This window comes from Exiguobacterium sp. 8A, from assembly GCF_902506275.1.
GTDB classification, from domain to species: Bacteria; Bacillota; Bacilli; order Exiguobacteriales; family Exiguobacteriaceae; genus Exiguobacterium; species Exiguobacterium profundum.
Window position 1 is genome coordinate 1581186 of sequence record NZ_LR733630.1, and the last position, 13870, is coordinate 1595055.

Genomic DNA, 13870 nt, shown 5'->3' on the forward strand with positions numbered 1-13870 from the left:
GTCCGAGACCTCACTCGTATGCGTAGTAGGTGTTGTTATCACGAGAAGAACGTTTGTTGAGGACGAGACCGAGAAGTTGTGACCCGGTCCGTTCAAGTTGTTCTTTCGCCTTCAGGACGAGCTGACGATCTGAGTTCTCGCAACCGATCACGAGAATCGTCCCATCGGATACGTTGGCCAACAGTCGAGCATCGGCGACGTGCATCATCGGAGGTGTGTCGACAATCACGATATCAAACTGTTCACGCAAATCACTCAGGAGGTCCGTCATGCGTGACGAGGCGATCAGTTCGGTCGGATTCGGTGGAATCGGACCGGCCGCCAGCAAGGTCAGACGCGGAATATCCGTTTTTTGGAGCGCATGTTCGAGCGTGACGCGACCGGCCAATACGGTAGACAATCCCGCATGTGCTGACATCTGAAACGTTTGGTGTGCCGTCGGTTTGCGCATATCACAATCGATGATGACGACATTTTTTCCGAGTTGCGCATAGACGACCCCTAGGTTTGCCGCCGTGGTCGACTTCCCTTCCCCGGACGAAGCGGAAGTGATCGTGATCATCTGTAACTTATGGCCGACGGACGTGAACTCCAGATTGGTCCGAATTGTCCGATATTGTTCAGAAATCGGTGACTTCGGATTCGCCAACGTGACGAGATCCCGTTTTTTATAATCAAGACGATTGGCGTTCTTTTTTCGACCGAACATGCGAAACGTCTCCTTTCACTTGGGGTGTCGCTTCTTTCACATTTTTCATTTTCAAATCCCGGCGTTCGATTGTCGGAATCGATCCGATGACTGGCAAATCCAGCAACCGTTCCGCTTCTTGCTCATTCCGGATGCGTTTATCAAAGACGTGGCGTAATAGACCGATGAATCCACCTAACAAGAATCCGGCGAAAAGACCGATTGCCGTGTTGAGCAGTACGTTCGGTGAGACAGGCGCTTCCGGAATTTCGGCTGGAGATAAAATTCGAACGTTGTCGATGTTCATCAGATCCGGAATTTCAGAAACGAACACTTCACTGATCACATTGGCCGTTTCCGCTGCCACGACCGGGTCGTTCGCGGTGACGAACACATTGATGACTTGCGATTCCTCTTCACTTTCTACGGTGAGTGCATCCGAGAGCGGGTCTGGTGCGCTCGGCACCTGTTCTTTGACTTTCTCAAGAACAGCCGGGCTCTTCATGATGACGCGATACGTATTGACGAGTGAGAGCGAGGATAACACTTCCGAACTGTCTACGCGGTTGTCTTCTTGTTGTGTAACGAGTAGCACTTGTGTGGACGCCTCATATTTCGGCTGGATGAATGAAGTGCTCAAATAGTAAGCTAAGAGTCCGACGAGAACCATACTCACGAACATCCATTTCTTACTTTTCTTGAGAACTTCCACGAGATCGCCCACGATCGTCGTTTGTTCCTTCATGTTGGTTTCCTCCCTACAGACAGATTAAATGACCGAAATCAGGCGCAGGTTAACTGTAGTACCTTCTTACCCCCTTCATCTTGATAATTGAAAAGAAGGATTTATCATTTTTTCGCAACATCATGTCATGATGCCGTTCCGCTTTCTTCTTTTACGTTGTAGAGAGGATCGGAAAACAAAAAAAGTGGAATGTAAGCGTTGACATTTTGAATTGCTGCATGCTACATTTCAATTATCAAATAACAACTGAACGGTATCCTGCGCAGGAATGTTACCTTTAGTGGGCATAACCTGACTCGAGTCGGATGAATGACGTGATTTCACGTTCTTCGTTTGACACGAGTCAGGTTTTTTATTTGACGCAAACCAAAATTATGGGAAAAGGAAGGGAACGGACATGAAATATGAACAGCTCGCACGCGATATTATTCAACATGTTGGCGGGAAAGAGAACGTCAATAGCGTCGTCCACTGTATCACCCGTTTGCGTTTCAAATTAAAGGATGAACAAAAAGCAGATACCGAAACCATCAAAAACATGGATGGGGTCGTCACGGTCATGAAGAGCGGTGGTCAATACCAAGTAGTCATCGGGAATCATGTACCAGAAGTGTATAAAGCCGTCGTCGAGGTCGGCGGATTCCAACAACAGTCTCCAATTGAAGAAGAGAACGCTCCAAAGGGATCGTTGTTCAGCCGTTTTATCGATATCATCTCTAGCATCTTTACTCCTGTGCTCGGCGTCTTAGCAGCGACCGGGATGATCAAAGGATTCAACGCCCTGTTCGTCGCACTCGGTTGGCTCGACAATACGTCAGGTACGTATCAATTGTTGAATGCCATCGGGGATTCGCTGTTCTACTTCTTCCCGATTTTCCTCGGCTATACGGCCATTAAGAAATTCGGAGGAAGTCCGTTTATCGGTATGGCCATCGGGGCGTCACTCGTCTATCCGACCTTATCGACGCTGACGGCTGGAGATCCTCTCTATACGGTCTTTGCTGGAACCATGTTCGAGTCACCGATTCATATCACGTTCCTCGGTGTTCCTGTCATCTTGATGACGTACTCGACTTCCGTCATTCCAATTATTATCGCGGCATTCTTTGCAGCAAAACTTGAGAAGTTCTTGAAGACTGTCATTCCAGACGTCATCAAAATGTTCATCGTTCCACTACTCACTTTGTTGATTGTCGTACCACTCACATTCATCTTGATTGGACCAATCGCGACTTGGGCAGGGATGCTTCTTGGTAGCGCCACGGTCGCTGTATATAACTTGAGCCCGCTCGTCGCCGGCCTATTCCTCGGTGGATTTTGGCAAGTGTTCGTCATCTTCGGTCTTCATTGGGGGCTTGTCCCGGTCGCCATCAACAACTTGACGTCACTCGGGGCTGACCCGATTCTCGCACTTGTGTTTGCAGCATCGTTCGCACAAATCGGTGCCGTGCTCGCAGTCTTCTTCAAAATTAAAAATCAAAAGATTAAAACGCTCACGATTCCGTCCTTCATTTCAGGTATCTTCGGTGTGACCGAGCCCGCTATTTATGGGGTGACGCTCCCCCTCAAAAAACCGTTCATCATGAGCTGTATCGGTGGTGCTGTCGGTGGTGGAATCATGGGTGTCATGGGTACACAAACTTATATCATCGGGGGGCTCGGTGTCTTCGGCTATCCGTCCACCATCTCGCCTGAAGGCATCACAACTGGTTTTTATGGTTCACTCATCGGAACGGCCGTTGCTTTCATCGTCGGGTTCGTCTTGACTTACCTCTTTGGCGGTGTCAATCAAGCAGCAACCGCGACACCACAATCAGAAGTTACACCGGTCGCCAAAGAAGTATCTGCGACAACTGTCGGTCAGGAACAAGTCGTTAGCCCGCTTCAAGGAACTGTCGTCCGTTTGAAAGATATCTCGGATGTCGCCTTCTCATCTGGTTCACTCGGTCAAGGTGTTGCCATCGAACCGACGGAAGGGAAACTGATCGCCCCGGTTTCCGGTACCGTGTCTGCCCTCTTCCCGACACATCATGCCATCGGGATCACAACGGAATCAGGGGCTGAAATCCTGATCCATATCGGTATGGATACCGTTCAACTAGACGGGAAGCATTTCAAAGCGCACGTCACACAAGGTGAATTTGTCGAAAAAGGACAACTGCTGATCGAATTCGATATCGACGCGATCAAGCAATCAGGTCGTGCGTTGACGACACCTGTGATTGTCACGAACCGAAAAGCACTCTCACCAAACTACGCCTCACATGTCCAGACGGGCGATCCGATTTTCATCATCTAATGAATCAAGTGGGAGGATTTTTCCTCCCGCTAATATAGAAAGGATGGATACGATGAGTTTTCCAAAAGGATTTTTATGGGGTGGCGCCATTGCCGCCAACCAAGCAGAAGGCGCTTATGCAGAAGGGGGAAAAGGTTTAACTACCGTCGACTTGTTGCCGACGGGTAAGAAACGCTTCGATGTCATGTTTGGAGAATTGCCATCATTAGAACCTATGCCCGGAGAGTTTTATCCTTCGCATGAAGCGATTGATTTTTACCATTACTACAAAGAAGACATCGCTTTATTCGCTGAGATGGGATTCAAGGCACTTCGCCTCTCGATCGCATGGTCAAGAATCTTCCCGAACGGAGATGACGTGGAGCCGAACGAGGAAGGTTTGCAGTTTTATGATGATGTCTTCGATGAACTATTAAAACATGGGATTGAACCGGTCGTGACAATCGCTCACTTCGATGTACCTGTCAGCTTGATCAAAAAATATGGAAGCTGGCGCAATCGACGAGTCGTCGACTTCTTCGAGACATATGCGAAGACCCTCTTCACCCGCTACAACGGTAAAGTGAAGTATTGGATGACGTTCAACGAGATCAATATGCTACTCCACCTCCCATTCATTGGAGCGGGCATCGTGTTCGAGGACGGAGAAGACAAGCAACAAGTGAAGTATCAGGCGGCCCATCATCAACTCGTCGCGAGTGCGAAAGCCGTCAAAGCAGCTCACGAAATCAATCCTGATCTACAGGTTGGTTGTATGCTTGCTGCTGGTCAAACATATGCCTATTCGTGTAACCCGAATGATGTGTTAGATGCAATGGACAAAGACCGTGAATCGTTCTTCTTCATCGACGTCCAATCACGTGGAGAGTACCCGGGATATGCCAAACGATATCTCGAGGAGCAAGGTATTACGCTTCAGATAGAAGAAGGAGACCTCGAACTGTTGAAAGAGCATACGGTCGACTACATCGGCTTCAGCTATTATGCAAGTCGGACGACGAGTACGGATCCAGAGATAAACCAGTCGACCGAAGGAAACATTTTCAGTTCACTCGAGAATCCGTTCCTCGAGAAATCGGAATGGGGCTGGACGATTGACCCGACCGGTTTCCGGATCACGGCGAACCAACTGTATGACCGCTATCAAAAGCCCCTATTCGTCGTCGAGAACGGACTCGGTGCCGTCGATACACCGGATGCGACCGGATATGTCGAAGACGATTATCGCATCGACTATATGGCGAAACATATCGAACAGATGCACGAGGCCATCAAGGACGGTGTCGACATCATCGGCTACACAAGCTGGGGTCCGATTGACTTGGTGAGTGCGTCGACAGGTGAGATGAAGAAACGCTACGGCTTCATCTATGTCGATAAAGACAATGAAGGCAACGGAACGCTCACACGTTCGAAGAAAAAGAGCTTCGATTGGTATAAGCAAGTGATTGCGACGAACGGGGAGAGATTGACTTTTGAGGCGTCTGTCGAAAAATAAAGTAGGTTCATGACCATATGTATCCCTTAGGTCCACCGATGAAGGAGATGAGTCACGAACCTCATGGACATAAGAAAATCAAGCAAAGGATTAGATCGATTATTTGCGAGATTGTCATTTCGATGACCCGATTTACACTAGCTTTCTATGACAGAGTGTACGCCAGAAAACAAGACGCATGAACCAGGTATCGGTTCATGCGTCTTGTTTGGATTGCTGAAGAAACGCCAACAAAAGCGGCATCAAGTAGATGATAGAGAGACCGAGCAACATTGTATCTGACAAAATCGGTGTAAACGTCGTGTTGATGAGATAAATTGTCCATAATCCTAAAAAACCAATGACGTACAGCCACTTCAATTGTCGATGCGATGAAAAAAGTGGCGATCGCAATGCGATGATGCCATACATGCCTGCCATAAGAATAATGAAATTCATGTTGACCTCCTACTCAGACGATCATTGTGGAAATATACCGGATGGAATTGCTGCATATCCTAAACCCGTGAAGCGAATTCGCACACCATTTCCTTAATGTTCATCTTTAATCATTTGACCAAATCCGATAAATCCTCCGCCAATCGTTCCCGCAATCGCGCTTGCTAGTTGCGTAGGTGGTGTTGGAATATAGCGTGAAAGTGTCGCCAATCCAACCGACGCTCCGCCCCCGGCCTTAAATGACTGATACGTCGTTCTTGTTTCGTTACAGTCTAAGTAAATATTGTAGCCCCACCAATACACTTTATGACCTGATTGACCGCACCCTTTACCAGAAGACGCCGTAGCCGTCGCTTGGAGTGTTTTGGTTGAATGACTTGGAGAAATACTTAAATCTTGATTGACTTTCATATCACCCTTTTTGATTAGTTCATTCATATGTGAAAAACTTGTTTCGACTCTTTGAATAAATTCATTTGGTAAATCAAGTGACTGATAGTTCTCGTTTAACCGTAGTGTACCATCAGCTTGAATCTCCACATACGGTTCAAGTTCTTGAATATAGTCGTCTGATTTTAGAACGTTTACGTTACTATCTTCCGCGCTCACAGAGGTAGTAAACATTATCCCTAAAATCCAAACACATACTAACGAAAATGCAGTTTGTCGAATCAATGTAGTATTCATATTTTTCCCTCCTTGCTAAAAATCGTAACATATCCAAGTTACAACTGGATATTATATCCAATACTTAATTTACATTTCGTCTTCTTTTCATTTTTACAAAATAAGAAATATTATGAAATACACACCTCTTCTACTCTACTTCAATTAAAAAAGATTGATTCACTGAGAGCGAATCAATCTTTCGGAATTATCACGCCATCGCATGATGAGTTTCACTTTTCACTCCACCCCAAACCGATACACCGTCCGTGAGTGATAAAGCTCACCCGGTTTTAGCTCGATGGAGGTCGCAATGTCTGGATGGTTCGAAGCGTCCGGATACGCCTGTGCCTCGAGACAAATCGCACTATGTCTCTGCCGACCGTCGAGCGTCACCGGTGTCTCTTCACTGAGGAAATTCCCTGTGTAGACGACCATGACGGGTTGATTCGTTTCGACCGTCATCGTCCGTCCGCTCATTGGGTCGTGTAATCGAATCGGTTCATCCTTCAAGATAAACGGATGATCGAGACCGCTCGCCCTTTCAATCGCCTCGTCTCCCGACACGAGCGCCTCTCGGACCGGTTTTCCGTCTCGGAAGTCGAACGGCGTCCCGCCCACATCACGTAACTCTCCTGTCGGCAGCGACTCCGCATCGAGCACCCCGACCGAATCGGCTGGTAGCGTCAGCTCATGGTCGTGGATGGTCGAGCGTCCGCCGAGATTGAAGTAGTTATGATGGTTCAAGTTGATCCACGTCCGTTGGTCCGTTTCCGCTGTCATCGTGACAATCAGTTCATTGTCATCCGTCAGTTCATATGACACTTTAAAGAAGACGTTCCCCGGGTATCCTTCTTCCCCGTCCGGACTGAGATACGTGAACTGAATGCACTGTTCGTCGGCGTCTATCTCCCAGTGACGGGCCGTGATGCCTTTGTCGCCTCCGTGAATATGGTGGGGCGCCTCGCTTGGGGTCAAGGCGACACCCTCAATCTCTGCGTCACGAATCCGTCCGGCAATCCGTCCAACGACCGACCCGAGATAGACCGGGTTTTCTAAGTATTGAGAGACGTCACCATATTTCAAGATAACCGAGTCGAGGTTGCCGTCTCGGTCCGGGGCTGTCAGTTCCGTCATCGCACAGCCATAGTCGATGGCGGATAGTGTCATGCCGTTGGCGTTTTGAATCGTCGCTTGTTTCATGCCATCACCTTTCTAACCCGTCATCGGGCAATTGATTTACCACTTCCAACGTCCTCGCCAGTTTTTCTCAGGTAAACGTGGAGGATTCACCGAAATCGGTTCATCCGCTAACATCTCCTCCGTAAAGTGGAGGTGCTGTTGCCACATCTCTTCCCCTAATTCGTTGATGACTTCCTGTCTCGCCGCTAACCAATTGAAATCACGATGTTCCACGTTATGGGCATCGGAGGCGACGATGTGACTCAGCCCATTACTGATGAACGTGAGTGCGAGTTCCCGTATCTGTCTCCCGAACTGTCCTGTCAAACTGCTTGTTGTCACTTGGGACAACGCACCCGATGATACGAGATGATGCAATTTTTCTGGATGGAGTGCAAACTCACGATTCCGCTCCGGGTGCGCGATGACCGGAACGTATCCAGCCGCCTGTAGTTGAAAGAATAAGGACTCCGTATAAGCTGGTAGACTTTGACTCGGCAGTTCCACGAGGACATATCGTGACCCAGCAAGCGAATGTGCCTCTCCGGACTCCAACGCTTCGACCATTTCTCCAAAAATTCGAATCTCTTGTCCAACATACAAGGTCAAGGGGATCTGTTCATCATCGAGTCGTTTTTGTAGATGCGCGACTTCTTGCGTGATGTCATGATGCTGCGTCTCAAAGTACGGATGATACGCGTGTGGTGTCACGACAATCGATGTCACCCCTTCTTCCACCGCACGTTTCGCGAGTTGAAGGGATGCTTCCATTGTACGTGGTCCGTCATCTACTTCAGGCAACAAATGACAATGTACATCAATCATGAGTGTTCACTCTCCATTGTGTGATTGTTTTAGCCAAACGTATTCATACGGGCGAAGCGTTACATTCGTCATCCATTCTTCTGTAAAGAGACTCGTCCCTTCACAATCCGTCTGCACCGTCTCTTCACTCATATTCGTCAATAACAATAAGGTCTCCTCTTGATGCGTTCGCTTAACAGCGAAAACGCGCCGATCGAGATTTAGGACCTCTTGACCAATGTAAGGGGACAAGGCAGGATGGAGTCGTTTCACATTCAATTGGCTCAATATCCCTTCATAAACACGAAGTCGATCCGGATCGCGTTTCAATGCTCGGACGAGATCTTCCTGTTCAACCGGTTGCGACACCCCAAATAAAGTTCGGTAATCAATCAACGGAATCCCTTGAAGCGACAACAATACACTGTGGGCTGCGAGAATCACATCTGGGTTAGTGTCCATCAGATTTTTCTCAAACGGATCACGTTCCGCTGAAGATAGGAAATTGAAATATGTTTGATTGGCTCTCAGTGAATGAACTTGTCTCGCCCAATCGGTCAATCGTGTCACATTGGCCTGCGCAAACGCTAAAATGACATGACTGGATAAGTCGAAATGACAGACGACGTCCGCCTCTTCCTCAAAGTTTAGGACTGAATCGACACGTTCATTGGCAACGATGAGCTGTGCATTCGGCTTATACGTATGCATAATCGTACGCCACAGTTTGAGGATGTGTTTGACTCGTTCCGGTTCTATTCCGCGAAACGCCTCGACATGGACACGGATTTTCGTCGCTCCATACGCCAGACGTTCAATCAGTTCATCTGTTACGGTGACAAGGTCGAGTTGTGACTCATTCCATGCTTCAGGCGTCATCTCGTAAATCAAATCGAACTCATCGGTGAAACGTCCTAAGTCTTCGAACAATTGCACCCGCGAGTCGATGGCTGTGTCCTGTTGTTTCGTTTGATACGGAAACAGGGAGACGAGATAGAGATCACTCACCGTCGTTTGGACATGATCGGCTAACCATTGATGGAGAGCCTCGAGGTTCGCTCGTCCGTCAGTCAGGATAAAACCGGCATCCACCAACAAGACGTTTGTTTTTTCAGAAGGGCGTTCATGGTCGTGCCAACGATGATCCGACCACTTCTCAAACAACCGTTCCCACTTTTCTTGCGAGGTCTCCCCGAGTTCGTGGAGTACCTCTTCAATCGTTTCCCATTTCATGACTCATCCCTCCTTGGCATCTCTTTATTTCTCCCACTTTCCGTTTCATTTGAAACACAAAAAAACTGTCCGACTTGGGTCAGACAGTTTACTCCATCAATCGTTTCAACTCTTCCTGAACGCCATTCAACGAAGAAGATTCCGGATTCCAATAATAGATGCCGTCCCCCTCTAATCCGCCCGCACCCTCAAGCCGTAAGACACTCGCGTTGCGGAACGCGTTCATATAGTCCGTCGACAAAGAGACGAATTCATTGAGCTCGATATTCGTCTTCGCCTGATCACCGACCACCTCGAGTAACGCAGTGACCTTGTCGAGTGAGAAGTCCGTACGTCCTTTTTCGATGATGGCGGCGACGACATCACGCTGACGTTCTTGACGTCCGAAGTCACCGTTTGGATCGTTATAGCGCATCCGAGTGTAATCGAGTGCCGCTTCTCCGTCTAACGTCACCTCACCAACGGGAAACGTGTAATCTTCTGTCGAGAACGCGAATTTATTCATGACCGTGATGCCTCCGAGTGCATCCACGACGTCGCTGAATGCCTCCATATCCGTCTCGATGACATAATCGATTGGGATGTCGAGGAAATTCTCGACCGTATTCATAGCCATTTCGGCCCCACCAAACGCATAGGCATGATTGATCTTATCGCGCGTCCCTTTCCCGACGATTTCGGTCAATGTATCCCGAGGAATCGAGAGCATCGCGCCTTCATCGAGCTCCGGATTGAGTGTCAGCACGATGATTGAGTCACTCCGTCCCTGTTCGGTCCCGCGTCGGTCAATCCCAAGCAAGAGAATGGAAACAGACTCTTTGCGTTCAATGGTCTCGACCTGTTTACGCTCTTTGCTGATTTTCAAGTTGTCATTCACTTGTGCGACGGTGTCATCGACTTCTTTTACCATTGACCAGACGAACGCGCCACCCGTGATGAGCACCAAGGCCATGACGCCTGCTACAACCCCTAGTACGATTTTCCACTTTGATGGTTTACGATGTTTCGCCATGCGGCCACACCTTCTTCCGTGAAATAGTACTAGTTTATTCCCATGCCACGGGTTGTTTTAAAGCATGTTCACAAAGAATAATCACGATATCCCTTTTTTTGTTACGGGAAATGGGTCCGGGTCGGTTGGCGGGTCATATGGTAGGGCCATGCCGCATTGATTTCTGCCCCAATCAGCATCGTTGCTGCCGTCAGATAGAGCCAAATTTGTAGTAGAATCACCGCACCGATCGTGCCATATGTGTCCCCTAGAATCGAGAAGCGTTCGACATAGACACTGTATCCGGTCGACAGCAATTGCCACGAGATGACCGCAAACACGGCTCCGGGAAGTGTTTCGATGAACCGTACTCGCTGTTGTGGCGCGATTTTATAAAAGAGTGAGAACGCCATGATCAAGATGAGCGTCGAGACCGTATAGCGCGTCAGAGTCGACAAGCGGTCGAATTCTTCGACTTTTGGATAGAGGGCATAAATCAATTCGACAAATTCTTGACCGAATAGATGAAACACAATCAAGATGACCGCCCCGATGCTCCCTGCTAAAATTACGAGCAACCCGATCAACCGTCGGAAGATATAGCCGCGCGCTTCCGTCTCCCCATATGCGAACACGGTCAGCTTGACGAGGCGTGCCGTCCCGTTCGAGGCCGACCAAAACGCGATGATGGCACTGACCGATAACAGTCCACCGTTCAAATTTCCGCTCACGTCATAGACGATGGATAACAGTTCACGCACACTTGACCCTGGAATGAGTGTCTCAATCTGTTCGATGAGAAGCGCATCATCGATTTGAAACCATGCCATCACGGCGAAGAGGACAAAAAACGTCGGAAAGATGGCTAAAAACCAAAAAAACGCCAATGTGGCACTGTAGTCATTAATATGATGGTCTTTGAATCGATGCCTGACGTCTACGGCCAGTCGAAATACATTTTCAAACATCGCCACCCTCCTCTCATCACTGTTGCACTTATATCATTCTACATCTCGGGCAAGCTGTCCTTTTGAGCAATCGTTATTTCGGGTATCCCCTATAGAGGACTAAATCTTACAAATGGGGTGGAACGAATGGAAATCGGTATGATTGGACTCGGTAAAATGGGCCTCAATTTGGCTCTGAATTTGACAGACAATGGGCATCGTGTCGTCGGGTATGACCCGGGAAACGTATCGACGAATCAATTTGAGACGAAAGCCTCTTTGCAAGAGGTCGTTTCCGCGCTTCAAGCCCCTCGCGTCGTCTGGGTGATGGTGCCGGCGGGTGACGTGACCGAACACGTCTTGAACGACTTGCACAATCTTCTCTCGCCGGGCGACATCGTCATCGACGGAGGGAACTCGAACTATAAGGAATCGATGCGGCGTGCCGACCATTTCAAAGAAAAACTGATTTATTTCTTCGACGTCGGGACGAGTGGTGGGATGGAAGGTGCCCGTCACGGAGCGTGTACGATGATCGGAGGCGATTTGGAGGCGTTCGGAAAGATCGAGCAACTTTTCCAAGACGTCTCGACCGACCAGGGCTATTTGTACGCAGGACCGAGCGGAAGTGGTCACTTTTTGAAGATGGTGCATAACGGGATTGAGTATGGGATGATGCAGGCGATTGCCGAAGGATTCGAAGTGCTCGAGAAGAGTCCGTTCGACTATGAATATGAAGATGTCGCACGCGTTTGGAATCACGGGTCGGTCATTCGCTCATGGCTCATGGAACTGACGGAGAGTGCCTTCTCGAAAGATGCGAAGCTCGACGACATTCGCGGGGTCATGCATGCATCGGGTGAAGGCAAGTGGACGGTCGAGACGGCACTCGAGTACGACGTCCCGACACCGGTCATCGCACTCTCCCTCATGATGCGTCAACGCTCGCTTCAAGAGGATACGTTTTCGGGTAAAGTCGTCGCGGCATTACGGAACGAGTTCGGCGGGCATGCGGTGGAGAAGAAAGAGTAAAGCACATTAATGAAGCCTCACCTAATTCTATCTAGGTGAGGCTCTTCTTTATAAACCAATTTCAGCAAAGTCAATAAATATTTCATGAACCAATTCTCCACTCCGATAGTATTGATTACATATTTGTCGGTTTACATAGTCAATTTCATAGTAAATGCCTAGTATGAATCTACAAACGTAATCAGGTAAATCTTGACCATCGTATTGCCAATCATCATTGTAACTCGATCTAGTCAACGCTATTATACGTTCTTTGTCCTTATTAATTTCTTGTTGCTGTTTTGAATTCTCTCGAATGACTTTTTTCATCTCAAGGGCGATTAAATTATCCTGTTTCAAATTTCCCCCTCGACTATGCACAATCAAATCACAAGTTATATTCACTTGTTCGTATCGACCATTACGAATCCTCTTAATCCTTCTGCCTACATTTCTGTTGTATTCAACATCCACATAATATTTTCCATACTGAACATCTTTTCTAATCAAATCATTCAATGCAATTTGAAACTGACCACACATTGTTCTTTCAGAAACTTGACTCTCCAATAACCCAAGATGATCATTTAGAAAATTGCGATTAGCTTTCTCAAAGATATCAACCATTTGGACGTATTGAGTTGCATCCGGAAACGTATTCATAAGCGTTCATCCGTTTGCTTCATTCCATCGTATTCCCTTCTGCCGGAATCGGATGATTTTTTAGCATTCTCGCAAAATGGACGAGGTTATACGCCATCGTCTTTCCGTGAGACTTTGTGAATTCATTTTCCCGCCCGGCATCAAGGTACGAATCACCTGGTCCCGCTTCTCCGACCCAGTACGTGTCGACATTCGGCGGCACGGTGAAACCGATGTGGGACAATCCATATAGAATCGAAGCACAGGCGTGTTTCGCCCCATCCTCATTCCCCGTGACGACGACTCCACCGACCTTGTTGTAGTAAATCGCCTGTCCTGATTTGTTCGTCAGTCCGCTACCGCCATATAGCCGTTCGATCACTTGGGTGGCGACGCTACTCTTCTCCCCGAGCCAGAGTGGTGTCCCAATCACGACAATATTCGCGGCCTTCACTTTCTCAAAAATCTGTGGCCACTCGTCCCCATCCCCTTCATCTTCCGTCACACCGAACTTGACGTTGTAATCAACAATCCGAACAATCTCGGATTCGACGTCGAGCGCATCGAAGTGCGGGATGATGTCACGAATCAATCCTTCCGTATGGGACGTCGTGTCTCCACCTTTTAGCGAACAGTTCAAAAACAAAGCTTTCATCCGATCCCTCCTAAGTAAATGACGTTCCATTAGGTGTTCCCGTTCGCTATCCTTTCTAACACAAAAAGAGA

The 13870-nt window shown here is 48.1% G+C and carries 14 protein-coding genes; 3 read left to right on the forward strand and 11 right to left on the reverse strand.

Annotation, left to right across the window (positions count from 1 at the left end; genetic code table 11):
- Positions 1-10: 10 nt before the first annotated feature.
- Both GVY42_RS08105 and GVY42_RS08110 read right to left on the reverse strand, forming a co-directional pair.
- A complete protein-coding gene (locus GVY42_RS08105; protein ID WP_074035895.1) occupies positions 11-709 on the reverse strand; it encodes a CpsD/CapB family tyrosine-protein kinase in 699 nt (232 codons plus the stop codon).
- Positions 675-1433: a YveK family protein gene (locus GVY42_RS08110; protein ID WP_159562899.1), complete on the reverse strand. Its 759-nt coding sequence runs from the start codon at positions 1431-1433 to the stop codon at positions 675-677. The genes GVY42_RS08105 and GVY42_RS08110 overlap by 35 nt, the downstream gene beginning before the upstream one ends.
- 397 nt (positions 1434-1830) lie before the next feature.
- On the opposite strand from GVY42_RS08110, the gene GVY42_RS08115 reads away from it, so the two are divergent.
- The gene (locus GVY42_RS08115; RefSeq protein ID WP_159562900.1) at positions 1831-3732 is read left to right on the forward strand and encodes a beta-glucoside-specific PTS transporter subunit IIABC; all 1902 of its coding nucleotides are present in this window, start codon (positions 1831-1833) and stop codon (positions 3730-3732) included.
- Between the two features lie 43 nt (positions 3733-3775).
- Positions 3776-5230, forward strand: coding sequence for a 6-phospho-beta-glucosidase (locus GVY42_RS08120; RefSeq protein WP_159562901.1), 1455 nt, complete (start codon positions 3776-3778; stop codon positions 5228-5230).
- A gap of 195 nt (positions 5231-5425) precedes the next feature.
- On the opposite strand, the gene GVY42_RS08125 is transcribed toward GVY42_RS08120, so the two are convergent.
- The 7 genes from GVY42_RS08125 to GVY42_RS08155 form a co-directional block, all read right to left on the reverse strand.
- Entirely contained in the window at positions 5426-5668 is a 243-nt protein-coding gene (locus tag GVY42_RS08125; RefSeq protein ID WP_159562902.1) for a hypothetical protein, read from the reverse strand.
- Positions 5669-5761: 93 nt separating this feature from the next.
- Positions 5762-6355 carry a hypothetical protein gene (locus GVY42_RS08130; protein WP_236548947.1) on the reverse strand — a complete coding sequence of 198 codons (594 nt, stop codon included), beginning with the start codon at positions 6353-6355 and terminating at the stop codon, positions 5762-5764.
- Between the two features lie 219 nt (positions 6356-6574).
- Positions 6575-7537: an aldose epimerase family protein gene (locus GVY42_RS08135; RefSeq protein WP_159562903.1), complete on the reverse strand. Its 963-nt coding sequence runs from the start codon at positions 7535-7537 to the stop codon at positions 6575-6577.
- Positions 7538-7573: 36 nt separating this feature from the next.
- Positions 7574-8341 carry a tyrosine-protein phosphatase gene (locus tag GVY42_RS08140; protein ID WP_159562904.1) on the reverse strand — a complete coding sequence of 256 codons (768 nt, stop codon included), beginning with the start codon at positions 8339-8341 and terminating at the stop codon, positions 7574-7576.
- A 6-nt stretch (positions 8342-8347) separates the two neighbouring features.
- Positions 8348-9553 (reverse strand): hypothetical protein, encoded by a 1206-nt coding sequence (locus GVY42_RS08145; RefSeq protein WP_159562905.1) that lies wholly within the window; start codon positions 9551-9553, stop codon positions 8348-8350.
- 88 nt (positions 9554-9641) lie between these two features.
- Positions 9642-10565: an LCP family protein gene (locus tag GVY42_RS08150; protein ID WP_159562906.1), complete on the reverse strand. Its 924-nt coding sequence runs from the start codon at positions 10563-10565 to the stop codon at positions 9642-9644.
- Between the two features lie 101 nt (positions 10566-10666).
- Positions 10667-11512 (reverse strand): YihY/virulence factor BrkB family protein, encoded by an 846-nt coding sequence (locus tag GVY42_RS08155; protein ID WP_159562907.1) that lies wholly within the window; start codon positions 11510-11512, stop codon positions 10667-10669.
- A 126-nt stretch (positions 11513-11638) separates the two neighbouring features.
- On the opposite strand from GVY42_RS08155, the gene gnd reads away from it, so the two are divergent.
- Positions 11639-12523 carry a phosphogluconate dehydrogenase (NAD(+)-dependent, decarboxylating) gene (gene gnd / locus GVY42_RS08160; protein WP_159562908.1) on the forward strand — a complete coding sequence of 295 codons (885 nt, stop codon included), beginning with the start codon at positions 11639-11641 and terminating at the stop codon, positions 12521-12523.
- 48 nt (positions 12524-12571) lie between these two features.
- Here gnd and GVY42_RS08165 read toward each other — a convergent pair whose 3' ends face one another.
- Both GVY42_RS08165 and GVY42_RS08170 read right to left on the reverse strand, forming a co-directional pair.
- On the reverse strand, positions 12572-13165 hold the full coding sequence (locus GVY42_RS08165; protein ID WP_159562909.1) for a hypothetical protein: 594 nt from the start codon (positions 13163-13165) through the stop codon (positions 12572-12574).
- Between the two features lie 19 nt (positions 13166-13184).
- Complete coding sequence (locus GVY42_RS08170) at positions 13185-13799, reverse strand: flavodoxin family protein (RefSeq protein WP_074035867.1); 615 nt, start codon at positions 13797-13799, stop codon at positions 13185-13187.
- Positions 13800-13870 lie beyond the last annotated feature (71 nt).

Bases quoted from the DNA above. Each gene is read 5' to 3' on its own strand.
- GVY42_RS08170 (WP_074035867.1), bottom strand. From the start codon at position 13,799: ATGAAAGCTTTGTTTTTGAACTGTTCGCTAAAAGGTGGAGACACGACG.
- GVY42_RS08130 (WP_236548947.1), bottom strand. From the start codon at position 6,355: ATGAATACTACATTGATTCGACAAACTGCATTTTCGTTAGTATGTGTT.
- GVY42_RS08115 (WP_159562900.1), top strand. From the start codon at position 1,831: ATGAAATATGAACAGCTCGCACGCGATATTATTCAACATGTTGGCGGG.
- GVY42_RS08105 (WP_074035895.1), bottom strand. From the start codon at position 709: ATGTTCGGTCGAAAAAAGAACGCCAATCGTCTTGATTATAAAAAACGG.
- GVY42_RS08135 (WP_159562903.1), bottom strand. From the start codon at position 7,537: ATGAAACAAGCGACGATTCAAAACGCCAACGGCATGACACTATCCGCC.
- GVY42_RS08155 (WP_159562907.1), bottom strand. From the start codon at position 11,512: ATGTTTGAAAATGTATTTCGACTGGCCGTAGACGTCAGGCATCGATTC.
- GVY42_RS08140 (WP_159562904.1), bottom strand. From the start codon at position 8,341: ATGATTGATGTACATTGTCATTTGTTGCCTGAAGTAGATGACGGACCA.
- gnd (WP_159562908.1), top strand. From the start codon at position 11,639: ATGGAAATCGGTATGATTGGACTCGGTAAAATGGGCCTCAATTTGGCT.
- GVY42_RS08145 (WP_159562905.1), bottom strand. From the start codon at position 9,553: ATGAAATGGGAAACGATTGAAGAGGTACTCCACGAACTCGGGGAGACC.
- GVY42_RS08120 (WP_159562901.1), top strand. From the start codon at position 3,776: ATGGATACGATGAGTTTTCCAAAAGGATTTTTATGGGGTGGCGCCATT.
- GVY42_RS08110 (WP_159562899.1), bottom strand. From the start codon at position 1,433: ATGAAGGAACAAACGACGATCGTGGGCGATCTCGTGGAAGTTCTCAAG.
- GVY42_RS08150 (WP_159562906.1), bottom strand. From the start codon at position 10,565: ATGGCGAAACATCGTAAACCATCAAAGTGGAAAATCGTACTAGGGGTT.
- GVY42_RS08165 (WP_159562909.1), bottom strand. From the start codon at position 13,165: ATGAATACGTTTCCGGATGCAACTCAATACGTCCAAATGGTTGATATC.
- GVY42_RS08125 (WP_159562902.1), bottom strand. From the start codon at position 5,668: ATGAATTTCATTATTCTTATGGCAGGCATGTATGGCATCATCGCATTG.